Below are 24258 nucleotides of genomic sequence, written 5' to 3' on the forward strand. Positions count from 1 at the left end.
TGTAAACTTCTAGGATGATTGTTTAATCATTCCTTTAAAAGTATCAGGTACTTCATCTGTTGATCTAGTATAAGCCTCTTTTTCAGTAATTGCAGATTCTAATTTAGTTAAACTATCATCTGTTAATTCCCATAAATTATCTGAAGCTTTATTAAGTTCAATTTCTATAGTTTTACTTTCATCCAATTTTATATTATTAAGCTTATCAATTACAGAATTTATATAAACTGCTTCCCTTTCATCAGGTTTCATGACTTTCTTTTTCTTTTCTTCTAACATAAATTTATAACTATCATTTTTAATAGAATCTAAGTTTATTCCTTTAATACCTATAGCAACTTTAGCTGTATTATCCTCAATACTTGACGATGCTATAGTATACTCTACTTTACTTAATGCTGAATACAAAGCTTTTAAAAAGTCACCTTCGTTAGTTTCTTTAGTAAAATCAAACATATTGATTAAGTTATAATCTCTTTTATTAGCTATCTCCTCTACCTTATCTCTATCTATTCCAGCTTTTTCAAAATCAACATCTTTTGATTTTAAATATGTACCTATATATGCTTTTACAACTTCTTCTGGAGCTTTACTCTCTTCTTTACCACAAGAAATTAAAGGTGTGGCTAAAAATAGCAAGCATAAAATAGTTATTATTTTTTTTGTTTTTCTTTTCATTTTTCTCCCCCTAGTCTATTGAAACACTTGTTAGCCTAAGTTTATAATTATGTTTTATTAAAATCAATTGAAACATCGCAAAATACATTTATATGGTCTTATTAAAATTTTACAATGTGTAATACTACGAAATTTTATAATTTTAAGAGAAAAAATATTATAAAAAAGTCTATTTCATACTTTTTTATAATATGTTGTTAAAGGTATAAATGTTATTTGTGTTATCTATAAAAATATTCTTTTTCCTCTTTAAAATAATTATATTCTTCCCATAAATTTGATTACGACAAATAACTATTTATACCTAATTATTACTTTAATATATTACGCCAAGTATTACTACCAACTACTCCATCTTCAGAAAGGCCCTTACTACGCTGGAATGATTTAACTGCATTTTGTGTTGCTGTTCCAAATATCCCATCTATGGCTAAACTATATCCTTTTCTATTTAATAAAATTTGTAGAACCTTTGTTATTTCTCCTTTAGTACCAAGTTTAAGTGTTGGTGAATAATTTATTGTTTCATTTCCAGCAATTCCATCAACTGAAATTTTACCAAATCCTTGAGAATTTATTTCAGTTTGTAATTTAGCTATTATACTATCTTCCTCACTATTCAGTTTTGAAAAAGTTTGTGTTCCAGCTAATCCATCGGCAACAAGGCCATTGTCTCTTTGAAATTGCAACAATGAATTTAATGTTCCTTGTCCAAAAATTCCATCGGCACCATACCCACCACAATCATATCCTCTAGATATCAGCTTTTCTTGTAATTCTTTAGTTCTTGAACCAATATAATTTCTAGCCTTTTCAAGTAAAGTATATTCTTGTCCTTGTGATGAATTACCTCTACTTGATATAAAAATTCCATCATAAAAATTATTTAAGTCTACATTTCCACTTATTCCAGGAACATTACCTTTCTCTGTGTATTGGTGTCCAACATAGTTTGACCCCCAAACATTATTTCTCATAGGTGTATCAACCCCATAATGAGCAACCCATAAAGGATAACTTGTAAGTCTGCTATCTAAATTATTATTAATATAATATGGAGATGAATATATTACTATAGGCAAATCAGATAATGTGTTGAACTTACTTATAAATGTTAAAGCATACTCCATTACATTAAAACCAGTTGCTTCTATATCCAAAGCTGGTTTCAAAATATTATTTTTATCTTTTATAGCATTATAAAAATTTTCTGCTTGAGTTTCTGGGGAACTACTTCCAACTAAATAATGATAAAATCCTACAGGCAATCCTACACTTGTGGCTCCATTGTAATGAACATCTCTATAAGGATCTTTATAGGTAGTCCCTTCTGTAGCTTTAATATATACTAATTCTACCCCACTATCTTTTACTTTGTTAAAATCAATGTTTCCATTATGATTTGATATATCTATTCCCTTCATTTTTGCCCTCCAAGGATTTATTATATACTTATATAAATATGTATCCTTGATAATAAGTGTGTTTAATGAAGTGCTATAATTTGAATATTTGTTATTTTTTACTTAATCCTTATTATAATAATGTTATCATTAATATTTATAAACATAAATACAATAGTATTAAAGCTTATTTAAAATGGAGTTAAACATGATAAACACACGTATATGCAGAAATATGTATCATGATTCTAAGTTTGCAAACTTTGTTATTGAATATAGGGGAAATTATAAAGAGCAGATAGATAAAGTTTCATATGCTTGTGGTGATATAATTACAGAAAGTATTGGAGTTTTAGCTATAGAATATAAAAATCTATCTCGTGTATTAATAGATGTACCTTCAATTATTTACATAGGATACAGGCCGATGTTTGTTTTAGAGGAAACCTCTCCTTCTAATGTAGACAACATAAATACAATAAAAATTAGCCCCTATCTAAACTTAACTGGGAATGGTGTTTTAGTTGGTATCCTTGATACTGGAATAGATTATCTTAATGAGGAGTTTATAAAAGAAGATGGTACATCTAGAATTATTAATATATGGGATCAATCAATAGAAAATAGTACTAATCCTTCTGTATATATGGGTGAAATATATTCAAATGAACAAATTAATAATGCTATTGTAGCAGCTAAAAATAATCAAGACCCTTATCAAATAGTTCCTTCAAAAGATGAAATTGGTCATGGAACTAAAATTGCTGGAATAATAGGTGCAAGAGGATATAATAGTGAATTTCAAGGTGTTGCACATGACTGTGAGTTTGTAATTGTAAAACTTTTTCAATCAACTTATTTTAAACAAGTTTTATCTGATAATGGAATTTTTAATGTGCCAACTTATAATGCTTCTGAAATCGTTGCTGCTATAGAATATTTAAAAAATATTAGTCTAATATTACAAAAACCCATGGTGATCAATTCAAATGTGGGGACAACTGACTTGAGTCATGATACCTTAAGTCTTATAGCTAGATATATATCAAATTTAGGAGGAATAAGAGGACTGTGTATGGTAATGGGGGTTGGGAATGAAGGCGATTCACAAGGACATGCTTCTGGAGTCATTGTTTCTCAAGGAGATTTAAAAGTTGTTGAATTAAGAATCCCTAGAGAAATTAAACATCTTGCTTTTAGAATAATAATTCAAAAGCCGAGCCGTGTTTCTCTAATGGTAACTTCTCCAACTGGAGAATCATCTAGTCTCTATGAATCTAAAATCGATAAAAGAGAACAACATTTATTTGTTTATACAAATACAGTTATGAATATTAGGTACTTGACTCCAGAGCATTTTACTGGACATGAAGTAATTGAAGTTAATTTTGAGAATATCAAACCAGGCATTTGGAGATTTCAGCTTACAGGTGAATATGTTGTTAATGGTAGATTTGATATTTGGCTTCCGCCAAAAATAACTTTACCTGAAGGGACAATATTTCTTGAACCTGATCCATATATCACATTAACAGTACCAAGTACTGCTTTGAATGTTGTTACAGTAGGATATTTTGGCGAAAATAATTCAAGAATCCCATCTTCAGGAAGAGGATTTAATTCAGATGGATTTATAAATCCTGATATAGCTACACTAGGTTCTAATATTTTGACAACAAAGCCAGGTGGAGGAAATATCACACTTTCCGGTAGTTCTGCTGCAAGTGCTGTTATAGCTGGAGCTTCTGCTCTTTTATTAGAATGGGGCATAGTTAAAAATAATGATAGAACAATGCATTCAAAAAAAATCAGAAGTTATTTTTATTATGGTGCATATAGAAATGCTTTGTATAAATTTCCAAATAGAGAAACTGGATATGGGGATTTTGATTTATTAGATACATTTAATATTATTAGTGGTTCTTATGGTGAAGTAAATAGAAGTGAAAAAAATTCAAATGAAATGTCAAATAGAAAAACTAAATTTATCGAATATAATATAAATAATTTATTTATTAGAATTCCTAAATAGAAGGAGGCATTGAATGAACAGACTTAATGAAACTCCTCCAAATATTTTTTATGATATAAATTTTGATCATTATGTAGTACAATATCAAGGAAATATTCTAGAAGATCTATCTAGATTCCCTGATTATTATGCAACTATCATTAATGAAAGATATGCTATAATTAGTGTTAAAAAAGATATAGAAATTAATATAACAAGTCCATTTTTTCCTACTATTGTTTATGTTAAGCCAGCAGAAATGTATACATTGCAAGAGATATCTCCAATAGAAGCTACTCAGGTAGATTTTTTGCAACTTAATTTACCATTAAGTCTTACTGGAAGAGGTGTTAATGTTGCAATAATAGATTCTGGGATAGATTATTTAAGTCAAGAATTTATAGATTCTAATGGGCAAACAAGAATTGAACTAATTTGGGATATGACAATTACTACTGGGAATATTAATAGTGATATTAATGTGCCTTTAGGCTCAATATATACTAAAGATAAAATACAAGAAGCAATAAATGCTTCAAATGAAGGAAAGTCCCCTTATGACATAGTTCCAACTAGAGATATACTTGGTCATGGTACTAGTATGGCTGGTATAGTTGGTGCTTCAGGTAAAAATCCTACTTTAAAAGGAATTGCTCCAGAATGTAATTTTATAGTAATAAAGTTAATTGAAGATTTCTCTTTTGAAGCTCAATTTAATATAGAAGTACCAGTGTTCAATGTAACAGTTATATTTGCAGCATTAGAATTCCTAAATAGATATTCATTAAGGTTCTATAAACCTCTTGCTATATGCTTTCCACTTGGAACAAATTTAGGGAATCATGATGGAACTGATATTATTGATCAATATATAGATTCCATTTGTTCAAAAACAGGGGTTGCTTTGATTACAGGCTCTGGCAATGAGCGTTCTGAAGGGGAACATACTTCTGGAATTATTCCTGAAGCAGGTATAAATAAAGAAATTGAGATAGATGTTTCTCCTGAACAAAAAGATTTGTGGGCAATTGAAATTTGGAGTGATGCACCTAATATACTCTCAATAGATGTTATATCTCCATCTGGTGAAAATACTGGTCCGATTCGTCCTGCTATTAATGTTACTGAAACATATAATTTTCTATTTGAAAAAACAAAAATGAAAATAAATTTTTATATGCCTGAAGAAAATAGTGGAGATCAATTAATTAGAATTAGAATTTATAAGCTTCAACCTGGTATATGGAGAATAAGAATAACAGGTGAATATATTCTTAGTGGAATTTTTAATGCTTGGATGCCTCAAAGAGGATTAACTGTTGGCGGAACAAGATTTATGCCATCAGATATCTATGGAACTTTAACTAATCCAAGTAATACAGCCTTTATAATTACTGCTGCTGCATATAATCAAAACAATAATAATATTGTAAATTATTCAGGAGTCGGTTTTAGTGACAACACACTTAACGGAGTAACAGTAGCAGCTGGTGGTGTAAATGCAGTTACAGTTGCGCCTAATAACACTACAACTATTATTAATGGAACAAGTGTTTCAGCTGCAATAGTTACTGGTGCTGTTGCTTTGCTATTTCAATGGGGAATAGTTGATGGAAATGATTCTTCCATGTATTCACAAACAATAAAAACATACCTTGCACGTGGAACAAATAAGCGAGCTGGGGATATTTATCCTAATGCTCATTGGGGATATGGAATTTTGAATATATTTTCAATGTTTCAGAATATGAGATGATATACAAATCCCTAGAAAACCAAAGATGCAACATCAATATCATAACCAATTTTTGTTGCTATATATGCCAAATATGAACCTATTAGTCCCTTTTTAATATTATCAATTTCATCTTGGGATATATCACTTATATTATTTGCATTTACTAAACTTTCAAAGCTTATTTCAGTTGAATTTATTGCTAATGAAAGAAATAGTTCATCAATTATTCTAGGAAAAGTTTTAATTATTTCACTTGGAACCATACCAAAAGCTAGTACCATACTATCAGCATAATTAGTATTATTTATTTCATCTAATTTTGAAATATAACGGGAAGTTCTTAGTGTAACAGTAAGAAATGTTCCTATAAAAGCAAAATATGATGATACCAATTCCCTACTTATCCAGCCAAGTTCTACAGAGAGTTGATTTATATCTTTATTTACAACAGTAGTGTCTTTATTATTTTTATTTGCCACTTTAAATCACCATGTATAAAAATTATTAATTTCAATTTATTATATGATTAAAATATATAGATGTTTATAACTTATTAAAAATCTTATAAAAGGAAGTGATAATACTCCCCTTTATAAGATTCTTAATAATACTAATATCTATTTTTCGCTAGCTAAACGTTTATATCCTGCCAATCTTTCTAGTGCATCTTTTTCAGTTTTTTCAAATAAAGCTTCAGCTTGCTCTGGGAAAGCTTTAGCCAAAGATGAATACCTTACTTCCCCCATTAGGAATTCTTTAAACTTACCATTTAATTCTTTATTGTAATCTAAAGTAAATGGATTCTTTTCACCCTTCAAAGCAGGATTATATCTATATAATTGCCAATAACCACATTGCACTGCTCTTTTTTCTTCTTCTACAGAATTACCCATTCCAACATGAATTCCATGAGATATACATGGAGAATATGCAATAATAAGTGATGGACCATTATAACTTTCTGCTTCTGCAATGGCTTTTAATGCTTGATTTTTATCTGCTCCCAATGAAATTTGTGCTACATATACATAACCATATGTCATAGCCATCATTCCTAAATCTTTCTTTTTTGTTCTTTTACCGCTAGCTGCAAATTTTGCGATAGCTGCTGTAGGTGTAGATTTAGATGATTGCCCACCTGTATTTGAATAAATTTCTGTATCCATAACAAGTACATTTACATCTTCACCAGCTGCCAATACATGGTCAAGGCCTCCATAGCCTATATCATAAGCCCAACCATCTCCTCCAAATATCCATTGACTTCTCTTTACCAGATAATCTTTATCTTTAAGTATCTTTTTAGCTATATCTGAATTTTCTTTTTCTAATACTTCAATAACTTTGTTTGCTCTAATTCTTGAACCTTCACCAACATTCATATTATCCAGCCAATCTTTTAGTATTTCTTTTGTATTTTCAGATATACTTGAATTTAAAGCTTCTTTAATATTTTCGGCTAAAGTTTCTCTTATATAAGTATTACCTAAATGCATACCATATCCAAATTCAGCATTATCTTCAAATAAAGAATTTGCCCAAGCTGGACCATGACCATTTTTATCCTTTGTATATGCACTCATTTCAGCAGAAGCTGCCCATATTGATGAACAACCTGTTGCATTAGCTATCATCATTCTATCACCAAATAATTGAGTTATAAGCTTAGGGTATGCTGTTTCTCCACAACCTGCACATGCTCCACTAAATTCTAGAAGCGGTGTTTCAAATTGGCTTCCCTTAACTGTAAACTTACTCATAGGATTATCTTTTTTAGTAACCTTTTCAATAGTATAATTCCATACATCAATTTGTTCTGCTTGAGAGTCTTGTGGCTTCATAATTAATGCTTTTTCTGGTGCTGGACACACTTCTGCACAATTAGAACATCCAGTGCAATCTAAAGGAGTTACTCCTATTGAGAAATAAAGTTTTTCATTAGTTTTTAATGCTTTTGCTTCAACTAATTTAGTTCCTTTAGGAGCTTTCTCTTTCTCTTCATCGTTTAATAAGAAAGGTCTTATTGTTGCATGAGGACACACATATGAGCATTGATTACATTGAATACAATTTTCAGGTATCCATTCAGGAACATTTACTGCAATTCCCCTTTTTAAATATGCAGAAGTACCATGCATAAATGTACCATCATCCATATCATTTTTAACAAATGTAGATACTGGAAGGGAATAACCTTCTAATCTGTTTATAGGAATTACAACTTCTTTTATAAAATCAGGAAGATTTTCTTTAATATCTAACTTATCATCCTTTGAATCTTTCCATGAAGTCGGAACATCTATTTTTATTATTGACTGAACTCCCTTATCAATTGCTTCATGGTTCATAGATACTACTTTTTCACCTTTTTTGCTATAGGACGTAACAACAGCATCTTTAAGATATTTAACAGCATCTTCTACAGGTATAATGTTAGCTAATTTGAAGAATGCTGATTGCATTATCATATTTATCCTTCCACCAAGACCAATATCTTGTGCTATCTTAATTGCATTTATTATATAAAATTCAATATTATTTTCTGCAATAAATTTTTTCATCGCAGCAGGTAACTTTTCTTCTAACTCTTCAGGATTCCAAATTGTATTTAATAGGAATTTAGAATTCTTTTTTAATCCTTCTAAAACATTAAATTTATAAACATATGCTTGATTATGGCAGGCTACAAAATCAGCTTTATCTATTAAATATGGTGATTTTATAGGTTTCTTTCCAAATCTTAAATGAGATACTGTTACACCACCTGATTTTTTGGAATCATAGAAAAAGTATCCTTGTGCATACATTTCAGTATAATCTCCAATAATCTTTATTGCACTCTTATTAGCACCAACTGTACCATCTGAACCAAGTCCCCAGAACTTACAACTTGTTGTTCCTTCTGGAGTAGCATCTATACCAATTATTGGATCTAATGACGTGTTTGTTACATCATCTTTAATTCCAATTGTAAAATTGTTTTTAGGTTTATCTTTAGATAAATTATCATATATAGATGCTATATTTTCTGGATTTGGATCCTTTGAGCCAAGTCCAAATCTTCCGCCAACTATAATAGGTCTATTCTCTTCATCTGAAAATGCTCTAACAACATCTAAGTATAAAGGTTCACCAGGAGCTCCAGGTTCTTTAGTTCTATCTAAAACTGCTATTTTTTTAACTGATTTAGGTATAACCTTTAACAGCTTTTCAATTGAAAATGGTCTAAATAATCTTACTTTTACTAAACCAACCTTTTCGCCTTTATTATTTAGATAATCTATTGTTTCTTCACATACATCTGTTACAGACCCCATTGCAATTATAATTCTATCTGCATCTTGGGCACCGTAGTAATCAAAACAATGATACTCTCTTCCAGTTAAGCTTGTAATCTTACTCATGTATTCCTCTACTACTGCTGGAATATCTTCATAGAATCTGTTTGCAGCTTCTCTCATTTGAAAGTAAACATCTGAATTTTGAGCTGTTCCTCTAGTAACAGGATTATTAGGTGTCATTGCATTTTCTCTAAATTCATCAAGAGATTTTTTATCTAATAATGATGCTAAATCTTCATATTCTAGTACTTCTATTTTTTGAATTTCATGTGATGTTCTAAATCCATCAAAGAAATTTAAAAATGGCATTTTACATTTTAACGCTGCTAAATGAGCCACTGGTGAAAGATCCATAACCTCTTGAACTGAACCTTCAGCAAGTATTACAACTCCTGTTTGTCTTGCAGCCATTACATCTTGATGATCTCCAAAGATATTAAGAGATGATGTAGTTAAAGCTCTAGCCGCTACATGTATAACTCCAGGCAATCCTTCTCCAGCTATTTTATATAAATTTGGTATCATAAGTAATAACCCTTGAGAGGCTGTATAAGTTGTCGTTAAAGCACCAGATTGAAGAGACCCATGTACTGCCCCTGCAGCTCCAGCTTCTGATTGCATCTCAACAACTTTAACTGGCCTACCAAAAATATTTTTCTTTCCTTGTGCACTCCAACTATCTACAACTTCAGCCATTGGAGACGAAGGAGTGATTGGAAATATTACAGATACTTCTGTAAAAGCATACGAAACATATGCAGCTGCAGTATTTCCATCCATTGTTTTCATTTTTTTCATCATTTCCACCTCATGTTCTTTATCCTTATTATTTCATTTGTAATAATATACTTTTAATATTTTATCCAAGATTAATAAGTCTTATGTAGAAATTTTATTTAATTGACAATTGAGAATTTTAGATAAATTTTTTTTATTTCTAAAAAAAAAGCCCTTAGGCTTTTTTGTAATTTTCAATTCCATTCTAGCTTTCATATTCTGTTTTTATACTTTGTCCTTTTTTACTATTGTATAATCTTATTCCTGTAATTATAGCACCTATAAAGCAAAGAATAGCTGCTGATATATATACATATTTCATCCCATATATGAATATATCATCTCTACCAGCAATATAATCAACAACCCTATAACCTGCCTTAGTACTCATTCTATTAAATAATAATGATGTAGCCAATGAAGTACCAAATACCATACCTAGATTTCTGATAAGAGCATTAACACTACCAGCAATTCCTAACTTATCTTTTGTTACAGTGGACATTACTAAAGAGTTGTTAGGAGACTGAAACATTCCATTCCCAATAGTCATAATAATAATAAATATTATTAGCATTATAACAGGAGAACTTTCATTCAAAGTTGATATAAGTATTAATCCTAAACTAGTTAAAGTTAATCCAATTAATGTAAGTATTTCTGATCCAATCTTATCTGATAAATATCCACTAAATGGGGCTACTATAGATAAAACAATGGGTGAAACTATCATAAAAAATCCAGTAGTAGCTGGTGAAAACTTTAATGCATCTTGAAAATAGAATGGCAAAATAATATTTGATGCACTAATTGCTATAAATGAAATAAATGCACAAACTATACTTATCGAAAATAAACTGTTTGAAAAAATTTTCAAGTAAAGTAATGGTAAATCTATTTTACTCTCTACCCAAATAAATGATATAAATGATATCAAAGCTATGGCAAATGATAATATGATATATATATTATTGTATCCAACGGTTTGACCTTGAACTAAAGCACCAAATAATAAAATGGTAGATATACCAAATAACAAAGCACCTTTGCCATCAAATTTTTCATCTACTACCTTGTTTGATTTTGGAAAAACCTTCATAGTTGATATAAAAACAAGTATTCCTATTGGCACATTTATTAAGAATATGTATTCCCAACTAATAGCAGACACAATAATTCCACCTAATGGAGGACCAGCCATAGCGCCTAGTGCTACAAAAGTTCCAAGTACACCTAATGCTCTTCCTCTTTCATTAGCTGGGAAAACTTGTGTTATAATTCCTTGATTCGTAGACATTGTAGCAGCAGCTCCAATAGCTTGTATAATTCTTGCTATAACTAATATTAATAAAGAACTTGTAAATCCACATAATAATGACCCTAATGTAAAAAGTACTACACCAAATTTGAATATTTTCGTTTTTCCTTTTATATCACCAAGTCTTCCAAAAATTAAAATTGTAGCAACAATTGTAATTAAAAAACTTGTCACTACCCATTGAATGCTTGAGGAACTAACATTTAATTTATCAGACATATCAGGCAATGCAACATTAACAATGCTCCCATCTAATGTAGCCATAAAAGTAGCTGATAAAACTGTAAATAAAATTATCCATCTCTTTTTATATAATTCATTATCTTTATCTTTCAATATTTTTCACCCTTTCACAGCAATTTTTCTTCATTTCTTTAGCATTTTCTAAAATTTTTCCGAGAAATTCTAAAGCGTTTTCTATTTGTTCTTCTTCATTTCCTTGTATTATATGATTAGTCCATCCTTCAATTATAGTAATTATTTCAGGTATAATCGCTTTCCCTTTATCAGTTAAAAATAATTTGTATGCTCTTATATCATTTTCATTTTCTTCTTTTCTTATATAACCAAATTCAATCAACTTTTTTACTGTTCTTGCAGACATAGCCTTATCTACATTAAGTTCTCTACTAATTTCATTTTGACTTATCCCTTCATTTTTGTTTAACACAAGTAAATACGGATAAGTACCTGTAGTAAGATTTAGTTTTTCTAATCTTTTATCTAAATATACTTGAGTACATCTATATATGTTATTTGTTAGTCTAATTAAATCTCTAAATTTATTATTCATATGTGCCTCCTTTTTATTTTTACAAATTATAAAATATCACAGTATAGTTGATTAGTCAACTATACTGTGTATAGTCATTGACCCTTGTCCTGCTATGAATTATAATTATAAAAAATAAGGCAGTATCAAAGGAGGAATCAATAGTATGTTAAATATTTTAAGAAATATAAATGGACAAGATTTTCTTTTGTATTATGCTATGTTTTCTATATTAATAATCTACCTTACTAAGGTATTATTTAATAATATTAATAGAAATTCTAATAGAAACATAGATGTTCATGGTATTACACCATTAGAGATATTAACATTTAAATCTAATGGTAGTTTTAAAGAAATATTAAATTACTATCTATTTAGGATGTGGCGCAAGAAAATGATAGATGTTAGTAAGTGTAAAAATGATACACTTATTACTGCAATCAAAGAAATTTCAGATGATATAATTGAAAAAGAAATACTTAATATGAGTAAGACTAATATTAAGTATGAAGATTTAATTAAATCAGTTGTTTTGAAATCTTTAATTTCAGATATATCAAAAGAAAACATGAAAAAAATTGAGAAAAGAGATATATTTAAAGCGCAAAACCAAATCTATAAGGAAAAGTTAATAAAACTATTCATGGATATAATATTATTAACACCTGGTATTATCAAGCTTATTATGGGGATCTCAAGAAATAAACCTGTGTTAGGATTAATTTTTTTGCTAATAATATTTCAAGTTTCATATTTTTTCATAAATAGAATCAGTGTTACAAAATATGAATTCGATAATTATTTAAAAAAAGCAAGATTAATGTATAATTCAAATAAAACAGAAAATGTTACTGATGAATATCTTGAGATGACATTTTGTATAGTTGGGTTAAGTGCTCTTATGAGTTATCCGCAAACAGTTGTATATGCTAAATCTTTAGAAAATATAGGATATAGTTCTTATAATGACTCTTCTTCAAGCCTCGTTTCAAATGATTCCAGTAGCTCTTGCAGTAGTTGTAGCTCTTGCAGTAGTTGTGGTGGATGTGGTGGCAGTTAATATGTATAAAAACAAATTTATTAGTAGACTTATATTACAATGGCATATTACAAATAGATGCAACCTTCGCTGCAAGCACTGTTATCAAGAAACTTATAATGGTAATGAATTAACTTTTGATGAAATAAAAGTTGTCATAGATCAATATGTAACCTTATTAAAATCATATTCTAAGAATAAATGTGTAGATTTTATTCCTGGGCATATAAATATTACTGGTGGAGAACCTTTTTTAAGAGAAGATTTTTTTAAAATATTAGAAGAATTTAAGAAAAACAGAAAATTCTTTACATATGGTATATTAACTAATGGAACTTTCATTAATGATGAAATAGCAAAAAGACTTAAAGATTTAAAAGTATCTCATATTCAAGTTAGTATGGAGGGTGATAAATATACCCATGATAGTATAAGAGGAAATGGAAGTTTCATTAAAACTATGTCTGCTCTAAAAATATTAAATAAACATAATATTAAAAGCCATGTATCATTTACAGCTCATAAAAAAAATTATAAAGAATTTTCTAATGTATGTAGTTATTCCAGAAAGATTAATGCTTCAAAAGTTTGGACAGATAGATTAGTTCCTATGGGAAATGGAAAAGAAATGTTTAATGAAATTTTATCTAAAGATGAAGCATTAGAATACTTTGAATTAATACTCACTGAAAAAAACAAAAAAATTAGAAACAAATTAAGCAATATTGAAGTGTTTGCAAATAGAGCATTACAGTTTTTGAGAAGTGGTGAAAATCCTTATGGATGTAGTGCTGGTAATTCTCTTTTAACTATATTAGAAAATGGTGATGTACTTCCCTGTAGACGTATGCCTATTTCTACTGAAAATGTATTAATATCATCTCTTTCAGAGATTTATTACAATAATAATATTTTTAGAGATTTGAGAAATGAAAATATTCCAGAAGAATGTACAAATTGTGTTTATTCATTTAAATGCCGAGGTGGTTCTAAGTGCATTTCCTATGCACTCTATAATGATTATAAAAAACCTGATCCAGCTTGTCCTCTATTAAAAAGTTAATTAATATGGTTATAATGCAAATATAAGTTATGATATACTAAATATACAAAGAGTAAAATATTTAACAATCAAAATAGAATTACCCTTTTTATTATATATACATAAAGGAGAATACATAATGGAAAAAATAGCATTAATAACAGATAGTGCATCTGATGTAAGTATGCATTTTGCAAAAGAAAATAATATTAAGGTAGTACCTTTTAAAATTATTTTTTCTGATAGAGAGTATAATGATGGAATAGAATTAACTTCTGAGATGCTTTATAAATTTTTGCCTAAGGAAATTCCATCGACATCTTTACCTAGCATTGATAAATTTACTAGTGTACTAACCTCTTTAAAGAATGAAGGATATACACATGCAATAATTATAACAATATCAAGTGGACTTTCAGGTACTTATAACTCAGCAAGGCTTGCTGCAGAGAATGTATCAGGAATTGAAACTTTTATATTTGATTCTATGACTTTAACTATGTCAGAAGGTGCTATGGTAATGGAAACTGCTAATTTAATTAAAGATGGTAAAAGCTTTAAAGAGATTATTGAATTTTTGCCTAAGTTAAGAGATAAAATTGATGTTTTCTTTACTATAGATACATTAGAATATTTAATAAAGGGTGGCCGAGTTGGTAAAGTCTCTGGAACAATAGCACAAACTCTTAATATCAAACCTATAATTACTGTTGGAAATGATGGAATATATCATACTGCAGCAAAAGTAAGAGGCGTTAAGCAATCAATATCTAAACTAGTTAATTTATTAAAGCCATATGTTGAAAAAGGAAAATGTAAAGTTTGGGTATTAGATGGAGCTGCTCCTGAAAAGGCTAAAATTTTATATGATTCAATAAAGGATTTTAAAAATATTGTAGAATGTAACTTAGGTGGATCTATTGCCCCTTCTCTTGGAGTTCATACTGGACCTGGTTTGGTTGGATTTATCGTTGAAAGAATATATTAAAAAATAAGCTAAGGAAATACCTTAGCTTATTTTTTATGATGTAAATTAATGCTTTTTTTACCTTTTACGTAAACTAATATACTTTTTATAGATTCTCCTCCCAACTCATCTTTTAAACATAATTGAAAGATATCTAATCCACAAAAACCTTTAAAAGCTTTATATATAAAAGTTGATGGTTCTATAAAATATAACTCACCATTATGAGGTTTTAATTTTATGTCTATAGAACTTTTGACTTTACAAAAATTATTAATCTTTATGTCTAATATTAAGGGCTTACATCCATTGATATATATAGGCTTTATTTCTTTTATCTCTACATTAAAGTTATTTGGATGTATTTCAAATTTACAAGAATTGCAATCTTCTTCTTTCATATTTAAACATCCTCAGTATAATTCTTACAAAATATACTATGCCTTTTATATATAATTTGTCCCACTTCTATCTACTTTTCCATAGAATAAATTAAAGGGAATTTATGCACTTTAGGAGGAAAAATGATGACAAATCCTATTAATACACCTAGTAAAATTCATGCTAATTGCAAACTTGATGTTAATTTTGATCCTAAGAATAAAATAATATATGTCTGCCCAGGAAAACCACAATATTTTACTGCAACTTCAACAAAATGTTGTGGACCTGTTACAATAACTTATACTGGAAATAAATATGATCCATGTAAAAATGAATTGTGTGGGAAGTTGGGGAAATATTCCTTTTATAATTCAGGAATTGTTTTACATGCCAATCATTGTATAGCCCCAGATACCATGGATGTATTAACTTTTACAGCAACTGATGGATGTAATTCTTATAGCTTTACAGTATTATTTGTTTACTCCCCATGTGAATGTTGTAATTCACAAAATTTTTGTCATTGCTAATTAAAAAATATTAAATAAACATGCTAACTTTTAGTTATATGATTGTATATCTAGGGCTAGTATGTTTATTTTAATTTTAATGTAGAAATACTATTACTTTTAAATTAATATTCAACCTGATATAATTACCACATAAAGAAAAAATAGACAGAAGGGAATTTTATGATGAATCCTATAAAAAAATTAATAACAACAGATTTTACACAACCTAAAGATAGAAAGAGAATTTTTAAAAATATAAGAACTCTTTTTGACTTATCTTATAAAAATGAATACACACTTGATGATAATACTTGGAATGATTTAATGATGGATGATGTTTTTAAAGAGTTAGATAGAACATATACAAGTTCTGGAGAAGCAGTTCTTTATAGTATGCTTAGAAATCCATTAATGGATAGGGACAAACTAGAAGAACGAGAAAAATATATAAACCTATTTAGAGAAAATAAGAAGTTAAGTGGTGATTTAAGATATATCCTTTTTAATATGGGATTTGATTCAAACAATAGGCTCATTGAAATGCTAGAAGGTTTACTTTCAGTAAGTAAATTCAAATTCTATTTTTATACTTTTATTGGACAACTACTCCCTCTATTATTAATAATACTTACTATTATTTTGAAGGAACCTAGATTAATTATAGGAATTGCTATCTTAATAAATCTTAATATTTATATAACAGATAAGGAAAAAAATAATGTAAAGGCTACTGGAATAGTATGTCTTAGAAATTTATTAGATGCTGCTTATAAACTTTCTAAAAAAGATAATTTAACACTCTCCCCTTATACTAAGAAACTTAAGTCAACTTTAAATATTAAAGAAGTAAAATCAATAGATAGATCAACAAAGTTTATTAAAGTTATTACTGGATTTGCAGGGCTTCTTGAATATTTGGCAGTACCATTTTTGTTAGAAGTAACTACTTACTATAAGATTAGTGGATATTTATTAGAGAATGAAGATAAACTACTTACATTATATTACCTAGTTGGAGAAATAGATGCTTTAATATCTATAGCAAGTTATAAAGAAAGTAACATATCAAAAATTACATCACCAAAGTTTACAGATAAAACTTCAATAAAAATTATTGATGGAATTCATCCATTACTAAAAAAGCCTGTTGAGAATTCTGTAACTATTGAGAAAAATGGTATAGTTCTAACTGGTACAAATATGTCTGGTAAATCAACTTTTTTAAGAATGATAAGTACAAATATTCTTTTAGCTCAAACATTTAATTTTGTATTTGCTAAAGAATATGAAGCTTGTTTTTTAAACCTTGTATCATCAATTAGTCCAAAAGATGATATTAATGAAGGAAAAAGTTATTATTTAGCTGAAGCAGAATCTATACTAAGAATAATTAAAGCTTTAGACAATGATATACCAGTATTTTGCCCTATTGATGAGATTTTTAGGGGAACAAATCCAATTGAAAGGATATCCTCTTCAGCAGAAATTTTAAGTTATATTAATAGCAAAGATGCTATTTGTATAGTAGCTACTCATGATAGAGAATTATCAGAAATGTTAAAAGATCATTATGAGTTTTATTACTTCAGCGAGGATATAAATAGCACTGAGGGATTAAGTTTTGATTACAAATTAAAAGAAGGTGTATCAAATACTAGAAATGCTATTAAACTTCTTGATTATGTAGGTTTCCCAAAAGAAATAACTGCCGCTGCATACCAAAGAGCTGAAACTCTTAATGAAAATTTTATTTAAATTTAGCTTAATTAATTTAAATAAAAGACTATATATTCCTTTTACTATGTTAAATTTTAAGGAAAACAAGATAAGTTGCAAAAAATTTACATTTATTTTATTTACTTTTTTTGTAAGTTTCTTTTATAATATACTGGTGAAACGGAAGAGAGGTTTAAGATATGAATAATAGATTACTAGAAAGTTTTTATTCTGGAAACTGCTTTTTTGCTTATAAATATTTTGGAGCACATCTAACTGAGGAATCAGGTATATCAGGAGTTAGATTCACTGTATATGCACCTAAAGCAAAAAATGTGCAAGTTATTGGAGAATTTAACGAGTGGATAGGCGAAAATCATCAAATGGTTAATGAAGATAGCAAAGGAACTTATACTTTATTTATTCCTGAGGCTAAAAAAGGTATGATGTATAAATATCGCATTCATCAATGTACAGACCTAATTTGTGATAAATGTGATCCCTATGGCTTTTATAGTGAATTCAGACCAAATACTGCTTCTTATATTGTTGACCTTAATAATTCAATATTTACTGATGATGAATGGATGAAATCTAGATGTAAAAATTTTAAGAATTCAGTTAATGTTTATGAGCTTCATTTAGGCTCTTGGAAGAAACCAAGTAAAAATGAATATTATACTTATATGGAAATATGTGATGATTTAATAACCTATATTAAAATTAACAAATTTACACATATTGAAATTATGCCTCTTAACGAACATCCATTTGATGGCTCGTGGGGCTATCAAGCTTCTGGATATTTTAGTCCAACCTCACGATATGGAAATCCACAAGAATTGATGATGTTTATAAATAAATGTCACCAAAGTAATATTGGGGTGATTTTAGATTTCGTTCCTGTACATTTTGTTCGAGATAATTACTCCTTAGCCAAATTTGATGGTAGTCATTTATATGAATATGAATATGAAGATGTGGCAAATAACGAATGGGGCTCTTGCAACTTTAACTATTATAATCCCACTGTGGTAAGCTTTTTAATGAGTGCAGCTACATTTTGGCTTGAAACTTATCATATTGATGGCCTTAGAATGGATGCTATATCTAATGCTATTTATTGGCAAGGTGATTCTCAAAGAGGAGTAAATATAGGTGGTGTAGATTTTTTGCGTAAAATGAATTACGGATTAAATTCTATGTATCCTAATGTTATGTTAATAGCTGAAGATTCTAGTAATTACACTAAAGTTACTGCTCCCACTCTTTATAATGGACTAGGTTTTGATTATAAATGGGATTTAGGGTGGATGAATGATACTTTAAATTATTTTGCTACACCATTTAATGAAAGAAAATATAATCATAATTTAATTAATTTTTCTATGAGCTATTTCTACTATGAAAACTACTTTTTATGTTTATCTCATGATGAAGTTGTTCATGGAAAAAAGACCGTAATAGATAAGATTTGGGGAACTTATGAAGAAAAATTTGCACAATATAAAACATTATACACTTACATGTTTACACATCCAGGTAAAAAATTAAATTTTATGGGTAATGAAATTGCACAGTTTAGAGAATGGGATGAAAGTAAAGAAAATGATTGGTCTTTATTAAAATATCCTTCTCATGATTCATTTAATAAATTTTATAAGGATTTATGCAAAATTTATTCAAGCCATACTGCACTTTATGAAAAGGATTATGATGAAGCAGGTTATAAATGGATTGATGCTGATAATAAAGAACAAAGTGTTTATTCATATATAAGATATAGTAGTGATGAAGAACTATTAATAGTCATTAATATGTCTGATAAACACTACAAAAATTTTAGAATTTCTATGAATTATAAAATAAAAATCATAGAAATTTTAAATAGCAATCTAGATATCTATGGTGGTACTAACATAATTAATTCTAATATAATTTCAGCAGAAAAAAATTTTTTGAATGAAAAAAAATATTCTATTTTAATAGATTTACCTCCTTTTACAAGTTGTATTTTTAAACTTATTTAAATAATCATAAATTTTATATAAATTAAGATTTATTTATGTATTCCTTCATGATTAACTGTCAATACTTATTAATATTAACATTTAAATTTTCTAGTTTGGAGTTTTGATTATGAAGAAAAAGGTAATTGTTATAGGTGCAGGCATTGGTGGATTATCTATTGCTGCTAGACTTTTATTTAAAGGTTTTGATGTAGAAATTTTAGAAAAAAACAATACAATTGGAGGAAAGACTAATATTTTAAAATCTGGAAACTTTAAATTTGACTTAACTGCATCTATTCCAATGTTTTATAAAGATTATATAGATATTTTTAATTTTTGCCAAAAGGATTATAGAAAATACTTTTCTTTTATCACATTGGATATTAATTATAGATGTTTTTATCCAGATAAAAGTTATTATGATTTTTCTAATAATTTTGCATCTTTAGCTAATACAATAAATAGAATAACAAAAAATAATATCAAAGATAAGGTTGGATTTTATAATTTTCTTACATCTAGTTATAATAAATATTTAATAGCAAATAATACTTTTTTAAATAGAGGATTTTATAAAAAAACTAGTTTTTTAAATCCTAAGCTTATATATAATGGAATAAAATTAAAAGTTACAACTTCTAGCATTAGTAATTGCAGAAAATATATTTCAAATAAGAAATTAATTAATTATTTAATGTTTCAAACTATGTATATTGGTGCATCGCCTTATGAGTCATCAAATATTTATAACTCTATACCTGCTAGTAGTCAGTTAGAAGGTTTAGCTTACATAAAAGGTGGGATGTATTCATATATAAAAGCTTTGCAGAAACTAATTTTAGATTATGGAGGTCATATAAATACCTTAAGGAATGTTGATAAAATATTATTTAATAAAAATAAAGCTATTGGAGTAATACAAAATGGTACAGCATCTTATGCTGATATAGTTATATGTACTAGTGACTATTCTTATAGCATAAATAATTTAATTAAGGATATAAATATAAAAAATATGATTAACCCTACTGAAACATTTAAATATTCATGTTCTACATTTATTCTTTATTTAGCTTTAAATAAAAAATATCCTATACTTAAAGTGAACAATATTTTTATTAATAAAAACTTTAAGAAAAATATACAAGCAGCTTTTAAAGGTTCACTACCTTTAAATCCATCATTATATATTTATTGTCCTAGTTCTATTGATTTATCAATATGCCCTAATAAATATGAGGAACTTAATGTTTTAGTAAGAGTACCAAATCTATTGTATAAAAAAATCACATGGAGTATGTCAACAATTAATAAACTTAAAAGTTCAATATTAGATACTCTTTCTAATATTGAAAGTCTTGAAGATATTAAAGAACATATAATTTATGATAATTATCTAACTCCTCTTGATTTAAGAGATAGGTTTAACTCTTTTGCAGGGTGTGCTTTTGGGCTTAGCCATTCTCTTGATCAGAGTATATTATTTAGACCACAATGCACTATCCCTCAAATTAAAAATCTTTATTTTACTGGTTCATCTATTCATCCAGGAAATGGAGTTTCAACAGTATTAAAATCATCTAAAATTTGTTGTGATAGAATATGTAAGGATCATATTCTAGATAAAAAAATAAATGCTTGATAAGCATTTATTTTTTTATCCCTATTTATCATTATATAAATTTTCAACCTTTTGCCAATCTATTATATTCCATATATTTTTTACATAATCAGCTCTTAAATTCTTGTATTTTAAATAATATGCATGTTCCCATACATCTATTGTAAGTAATGGCTTTAGTCCTAAAATTAGAGGAGAATCTTGATTTAATGTATTTAATACTTTCAATTTCCCATGCTTATCTTTAACTAGCCAACCATAACCAGATCCAAACTGGCTAATTGCTACTTCATTAATTTTTTCTTTTAATGAATCTAAGCTTCCAAAAGACTCAGTAATTTGCTCTAGCAAAGGCCCTTCTGGAGAAGATTTAGGAGTACTAGATAGAATAGAGAAATATAAATTATGATTTAAAACTCCTCCACCTTGATCTATTACATCATATCTTATTTTCTTAGGTAACTTATATACATTTTTCATGATTTCTTCTAAGGATTTATTACTTGTATACTTTTCATATCCTTCTAATAATTTGTTTAACTTGTCCACATAATTTTGAAGATGCTTTGTATAATGTATTTCTACTGTTTCTGCATCAATATATGGTTCTAATGCATCATAGGAATAAGGTAATTCAATTTTATCATATCTTGTCATTATTCATTAATCCTCACAATAACTTTTTTTTATTATACTATGTATTCATAAATCATATTATGCAGAATCAATTTTAATAATTAAAATTCAAAATTATATTATATATAAAATTTTTTAAAAGTTTGAGAAAGAATAGCATAAACATTTTTGTTACAATAATACTTAGAAAATTCTAAAATCAATTCATGGTCTCCATTTATCATAGGCACTATTAAACTCTTAATTATATGTAACGCTTTAAATCTTGTATCATCAATTTTACTATTACCACATATTTTACTTAATTCAAAGGATAATTCACCTTTTAATTTTTCATTAATATATCCTTTTCTAGCTAATTTAATTCCTTTATCCAAATATCTATAGACTATATCATTATAATCTACTCTTTCTTGTAGTAATGAAAAGGAATTTATTCCTTCTCCTTTGATATTATATGTTATTTCTCCAATATTTAAAAATAATATATCAATATAACCATATTCCATACGTTTCTCACCCATTTATCTCACCTTATGTTTATTATTTCATTTGTACTAAAAGTGCATATGATATATTTATCGGTTTTTCTACAATTTTCTTTAACAAAACCTATACTATATGAAAAAAATATTAAATTTACTTTTTTTCTTAAACTAATTGAATAGTATTTAATTCTTAAGCACTATTATATTCATTTGCTAATAAATTAGAAATAAATATCTTTTTATATTATAGTATAATAAACACAGCTTGTATACATTTTGTTCCATAATATATATAAAAAGTATTTTGTGTATGTAATAACTAAAAGTAGCTACTCATTGTAGCTACTTTTTACTCAAAAAAACATACTTCTAATTAATTTAAATGCTTCGACAGTATAATAGGCAGGGGCTAGATATAATATTGTATTAGATGTATTAAATTTTATATCTTTATAACCCAAATTTGATGCTATTACATTACATCTTAAAGCTTGATAATTTGTTGTTATTATTTTTATAGATAAACTGCCAATGTTTTTATCACACTCTTTTTCTATCAATATTTTAGAATTTCTTAAATTTTCATATATATTTTTAGATTCATTTTCTTTTATAAGTTTATTCTTAGGAACTCCTTGATCTATTAGATATCTTTCCATAGTCTCTGCACTTGAATTTGATTCACCATTAATTTGACCTCCAGATAAAACTATATGAGCATTATCTCCATCAGTATATATACTTTTTACTGCTGTATCTAATCTATCTCTAAGTGATTTACTAATACCATTTTTATTTATTGATTCATTTCCTAAAATTATTATATAATCCGAGTTTTCTTTGTTTATTTTAGGAAATCCTATTATAAATGATTCAATTAACATAAAAATAAAAAAAATCAGCCCTAATATTATCAGTAGATATTTTTTTACTATTTTCAAATATTTTCTATCATTCAAATATTTCTTTAAAAAGTGATATAAAATAGGGAAAACACCTCCTAAAATTAAAAGTATACTAAAGGCTATAGTTGCACCATTAATTATATTAACACTTATAATATAAACTATTATTAAAATTCCGATAATAATATCAATACAACATGCCACTTAATTTCCTCCATTATATTTGATATTAATATTATATCCAATTAATACAAATTATTTCCAATAAAAAAACTTGCTTTTTTTAAAAACAAGTTTTTAATATTATTGTTTAATTTTTGGGGTTTTTACCAATAAATTCTTTTATGAAGTATGCTAAAAATTCAAGGTTAGTTGTAAGTTCAGGATGAAATGCTGTTGCTAACATATTTTTTTCTCTTACAGCAACGATATTTTTGTTAACTTTACATATAATATCAACATTTTCACCAACCTCTGTTACATATGGAGCTCTAATAAAAACTAATTCTAGTGGATTTTTTGATATTTTATTAATCACTCTATTAATTTTAAAACTATCAATTTGTGATCCAAAAGCATTCCTTTTTACTTTAATATTCATTAAAGATAGGTGTCTTTTATTATCATTTTCAATTTCTTTAGCTAATAAAATCATTCCTGCACAGGTTCCCCATGTTGGAAGACCCAATATAATCTTATTTCTGAGAGGTTCTAACAATCCAGTTAAATTTAAAAGCTTTCCCATAGTTGTACTTTCACCCCCTGGCAAAATTAAACCGTCAATACCATCTAAATCCTTTGATTCCTTAACTTGAATTGCAACATGGCCTAATTGTTCTATATGCCTTAGATGTTCTGTTACTCCTCCTTGAAGGGATAAAACACCAATATACAT

Annotated in this window: 20 protein-coding genes; 9 read left to right on the forward strand and 11 right to left on the reverse strand. The window is 27.6% G+C overall.

The genetic code is table 11. From position 1 onward, the window contains the following. Positions 1-9 precede the first annotated feature (9 nt). Positions 10-678 carry a hypothetical protein gene (locus NNC19_RS02605; protein WP_310937046.1) on the reverse strand — a complete coding sequence of 223 codons (669 nt, stop codon included), beginning with the start codon at positions 676-678 and terminating at the stop codon, positions 10-12. A 311-nt stretch (positions 679-989) separates the two neighbouring features. Then, positions 990-2102 carry a GH25 family lysozyme gene (locus tag NNC19_RS02610; RefSeq protein WP_310937047.1) on the reverse strand — a complete coding sequence of 371 codons (1113 nt, stop codon included), beginning with the start codon at positions 2100-2102 and terminating at the stop codon, positions 990-992. 187 nt (positions 2103-2289) lie between these two features. On the opposite strand from NNC19_RS02610, the gene NNC19_RS02615 reads away from it, so the two are divergent. After that, positions 2290-4113, forward strand: coding sequence for a S8 family peptidase (locus NNC19_RS02615; protein ID WP_310937048.1), 1824 nt, complete (start codon positions 2290-2292; stop codon positions 4111-4113). A 13-nt stretch (positions 4114-4126) separates the two neighbouring features. Continuing rightward, entirely contained in the window at positions 4127-5848 is a 1722-nt protein-coding gene (locus NNC19_RS02620; protein WP_310937049.1) for a S8 family peptidase, read from the forward strand. An 11-nt stretch (positions 5849-5859) separates the two neighbouring features. On the opposite strand, the gene NNC19_RS02625 is transcribed toward NNC19_RS02620, so the two are convergent. From NNC19_RS02625 to NNC19_RS02640, 4 genes are all read right to left on the reverse strand, one after another. Continuing rightward, on the reverse strand, positions 5860-6309 hold the full coding sequence (locus NNC19_RS02625) for a hypothetical protein (RefSeq protein ID WP_310937050.1): 450 nt from the start codon (positions 6307-6309) through the stop codon (positions 5860-5862). Positions 6310-6447: 138 nt separating this feature from the next. Further along, positions 6448-9969 (reverse strand): pyruvate:ferredoxin (flavodoxin) oxidoreductase, encoded by a 3522-nt coding sequence (nifJ, locus tag NNC19_RS02630; RefSeq protein WP_310937051.1) that lies wholly within the window; start codon positions 9967-9969, stop codon positions 6448-6450. Between the two features lie 184 nt (positions 9970-10153). Continuing rightward, a complete protein-coding gene (locus tag NNC19_RS02635) occupies positions 10154-11602 on the reverse strand; it encodes an MFS transporter (RefSeq protein WP_310937052.1) in 1449 nt (482 codons plus the stop codon). Continuing rightward, complete coding sequence (locus NNC19_RS02640; RefSeq protein WP_310937053.1) at positions 11592-12059, reverse strand: MarR family winged helix-turn-helix transcriptional regulator; 468 nt, start codon at positions 12057-12059, stop codon at positions 11592-11594. The genes NNC19_RS02635 and NNC19_RS02640 overlap by 11 nt, the downstream gene beginning before the upstream one ends. Before the next feature lie 145 nt (positions 12060-12204). Here NNC19_RS02640 and NNC19_RS02645 point away from each other — a divergent pair, with 145 nt between their 5' ends. From NNC19_RS02645 to NNC19_RS02655, 3 genes are all read left to right on the forward strand, one after another. After that, positions 12205-13101, forward strand: coding sequence for a hypothetical protein (locus tag NNC19_RS02645; protein WP_310937054.1), 897 nt, complete (start codon positions 12205-12207; stop codon positions 13099-13101). Continuing rightward, entirely contained in the window at positions 13007-14143 is a 1137-nt protein-coding gene (locus NNC19_RS02650; protein ID WP_310937055.1) for a radical SAM/SPASM domain-containing protein, read from the forward strand. The genes NNC19_RS02645 and NNC19_RS02650 overlap by 95 nt, the downstream gene beginning before the upstream one ends. A gap of 118 nt (positions 14144-14261) precedes the next feature. Beyond that, positions 14262-15110, forward strand: a complete 849-nt coding sequence (locus NNC19_RS02655; RefSeq protein WP_310937056.1) for a DegV family protein — start codon at positions 14262-14264, stop codon at positions 15108-15110. 26 nt (positions 15111-15136) lie between these two features. Here NNC19_RS02655 and NNC19_RS02660 read toward each other — a convergent pair whose 3' ends face one another. Beyond that, on the reverse strand, positions 15137-15490 hold the full coding sequence (locus NNC19_RS02660; protein ID WP_310937057.1) for a hypothetical protein: 354 nt from the start codon (positions 15488-15490) through the stop codon (positions 15137-15139). A 126-nt stretch (positions 15491-15616) separates the two neighbouring features. On the opposite strand from NNC19_RS02660, the gene NNC19_RS02665 reads away from it, so the two are divergent. The 4 genes from NNC19_RS02665 (at position 15617) to NNC19_RS02680 (ending at position 21355) form a co-directional block, all read left to right on the forward strand. Continuing rightward, positions 15617-16003 carry a hypothetical protein gene (locus tag NNC19_RS02665; protein WP_310937058.1) on the forward strand — a complete coding sequence of 129 codons (387 nt, stop codon included), beginning with the start codon at positions 15617-15619 and terminating at the stop codon, positions 16001-16003. Positions 16004-16165: 162 nt separating this feature from the next. Then, positions 16166-17740 (forward strand): MutS-related protein, encoded by a 1575-nt coding sequence (locus tag NNC19_RS02670; RefSeq protein ID WP_310937059.1) that lies wholly within the window; start codon positions 16166-16168, stop codon positions 17738-17740. Positions 17741-17901: 161 nt separating this feature from the next. After that, positions 17902-19731: a 1,4-alpha-glucan branching protein GlgB gene (gene glgB, locus NNC19_RS02675; RefSeq protein ID WP_310937060.1), complete on the forward strand. Its 1830-nt coding sequence runs from the start codon at positions 17902-17904 to the stop codon at positions 19729-19731. Positions 19732-19840: 109 nt separating this feature from the next. Beyond that, positions 19841-21355: a phytoene desaturase family protein gene (locus tag NNC19_RS02680; protein WP_310937061.1), complete on the forward strand. Its 1515-nt coding sequence runs from the start codon at positions 19841-19843 to the stop codon at positions 21353-21355. Positions 21356-21376: 21 nt separating this feature from the next. Here NNC19_RS02680 and NNC19_RS02685 read toward each other — a convergent pair whose 3' ends face one another. The 4 genes from NNC19_RS02685 to pdxT form a co-directional block, all read right to left on the reverse strand. Then, positions 21377-21991 (reverse strand): superoxide dismutase, encoded by a 615-nt coding sequence (locus NNC19_RS02685; protein WP_310937062.1) that lies wholly within the window; start codon positions 21989-21991, stop codon positions 21377-21379. 98 nt (positions 21992-22089) lie between these two features. After that, complete coding sequence (locus NNC19_RS02690) at positions 22090-22494, reverse strand: hypothetical protein (protein ID WP_310937063.1); 405 nt, start codon at positions 22492-22494, stop codon at positions 22090-22092. 317 nt (positions 22495-22811) lie between these two features. Continuing rightward, entirely contained in the window at positions 22812-23567 is a 756-nt protein-coding gene (locus tag NNC19_RS02695) for a YdcF family protein (protein WP_310937064.1), read from the reverse strand. A 106-nt stretch (positions 23568-23673) separates the two neighbouring features. After that, positions 23674-24258, reverse strand: a complete 585-nt coding sequence (gene pdxT / locus NNC19_RS02700) for a pyridoxal 5'-phosphate synthase glutaminase subunit PdxT (RefSeq protein ID WP_310937219.1) — start codon at positions 24256-24258, stop codon at positions 23674-23676.

The sequence above is a fragment of the Clostridium sp. SHJSY1 genome, from assembly GCF_031626875.1.
Classification (GTDB): domain Bacteria; phylum Bacillota; class Clostridia; order Clostridiales; family Clostridiaceae; genus Clostridium.

Coding starts and splice junctions, on each gene's coding strand:
- NNC19_RS02605 (WP_310937046.1), bottom strand. CDS start 678: ATGAAAAGAAAAACAAAAAAAATAATAACTATTTTATGCTTGCTATTT.
- NNC19_RS02610 (WP_310937047.1), bottom strand. CDS start 2,102: ATGAAGGGAATAGATATATCAAATCATAATGGAAACATTGATTTTAAC.
- NNC19_RS02615 (WP_310937048.1), top strand. CDS start 2,290: ATGATAAACACACGTATATGCAGAAATATGTATCATGATTCTAAGTTT.
- NNC19_RS02620 (WP_310937049.1), top strand. CDS start 4,127: ATGAACAGACTTAATGAAACTCCTCCAAATATTTTTTATGATATAAAT.
- nifJ (WP_310937051.1), bottom strand. CDS start 9,969: ATGAAAAAAATGAAAACAATGGATGGAAATACTGCAGCTGCATATGTT.
- NNC19_RS02640 (WP_310937053.1), bottom strand. CDS start 12,059: ATGAATAATAAATTTAGAGATTTAATTAGACTAACAAATAACATATAT.
- NNC19_RS02645 (WP_310937054.1), top strand. CDS start 12,205: ATGTTAAATATTTTAAGAAATATAAATGGACAAGATTTTCTTTTGTAT.
- NNC19_RS02650 (WP_310937055.1), top strand. CDS start 13,007: ATGACTCTTCTTCAAGCCTCGTTTCAAATGATTCCAGTAGCTCTTGCA.
- NNC19_RS02655 (WP_310937056.1), top strand. CDS start 14,262: ATGGAAAAAATAGCATTAATAACAGATAGTGCATCTGATGTAAGTATG.
- NNC19_RS02660 (WP_310937057.1), bottom strand. CDS start 15,490: ATGAAAGAAGAAGATTGCAATTCTTGTAAATTTGAAATACATCCAAAT.
- NNC19_RS02665 (WP_310937058.1), top strand. CDS start 15,617: ATGACAAATCCTATTAATACACCTAGTAAAATTCATGCTAATTGCAAA.
- NNC19_RS02670 (WP_310937059.1), top strand. CDS start 16,166: ATGATGAATCCTATAAAAAAATTAATAACAACAGATTTTACACAACCT.
- glgB (WP_310937060.1), top strand. CDS start 17,902: ATGAATAATAGATTACTAGAAAGTTTTTATTCTGGAAACTGCTTTTTT.
- NNC19_RS02680 (WP_310937061.1), top strand. CDS start 19,841: ATGAAGAAAAAGGTAATTGTTATAGGTGCAGGCATTGGTGGATTATCT.
- NNC19_RS02685 (WP_310937062.1), bottom strand. CDS start 21,991: ATGACAAGATATGATAAAATTGAATTACCTTATTCCTATGATGCATTA.
- NNC19_RS02690 (WP_310937063.1), bottom strand. CDS start 22,494: ATGGGTGAGAAACGTATGGAATATGGTTATATTGATATATTATTTTTA.
- pdxT (WP_310937219.1), bottom strand. CDS start 24,258: ATGTATATTGGTGTTTTATCCCTTCAAGGAGGAGTAACAGAACATCTA.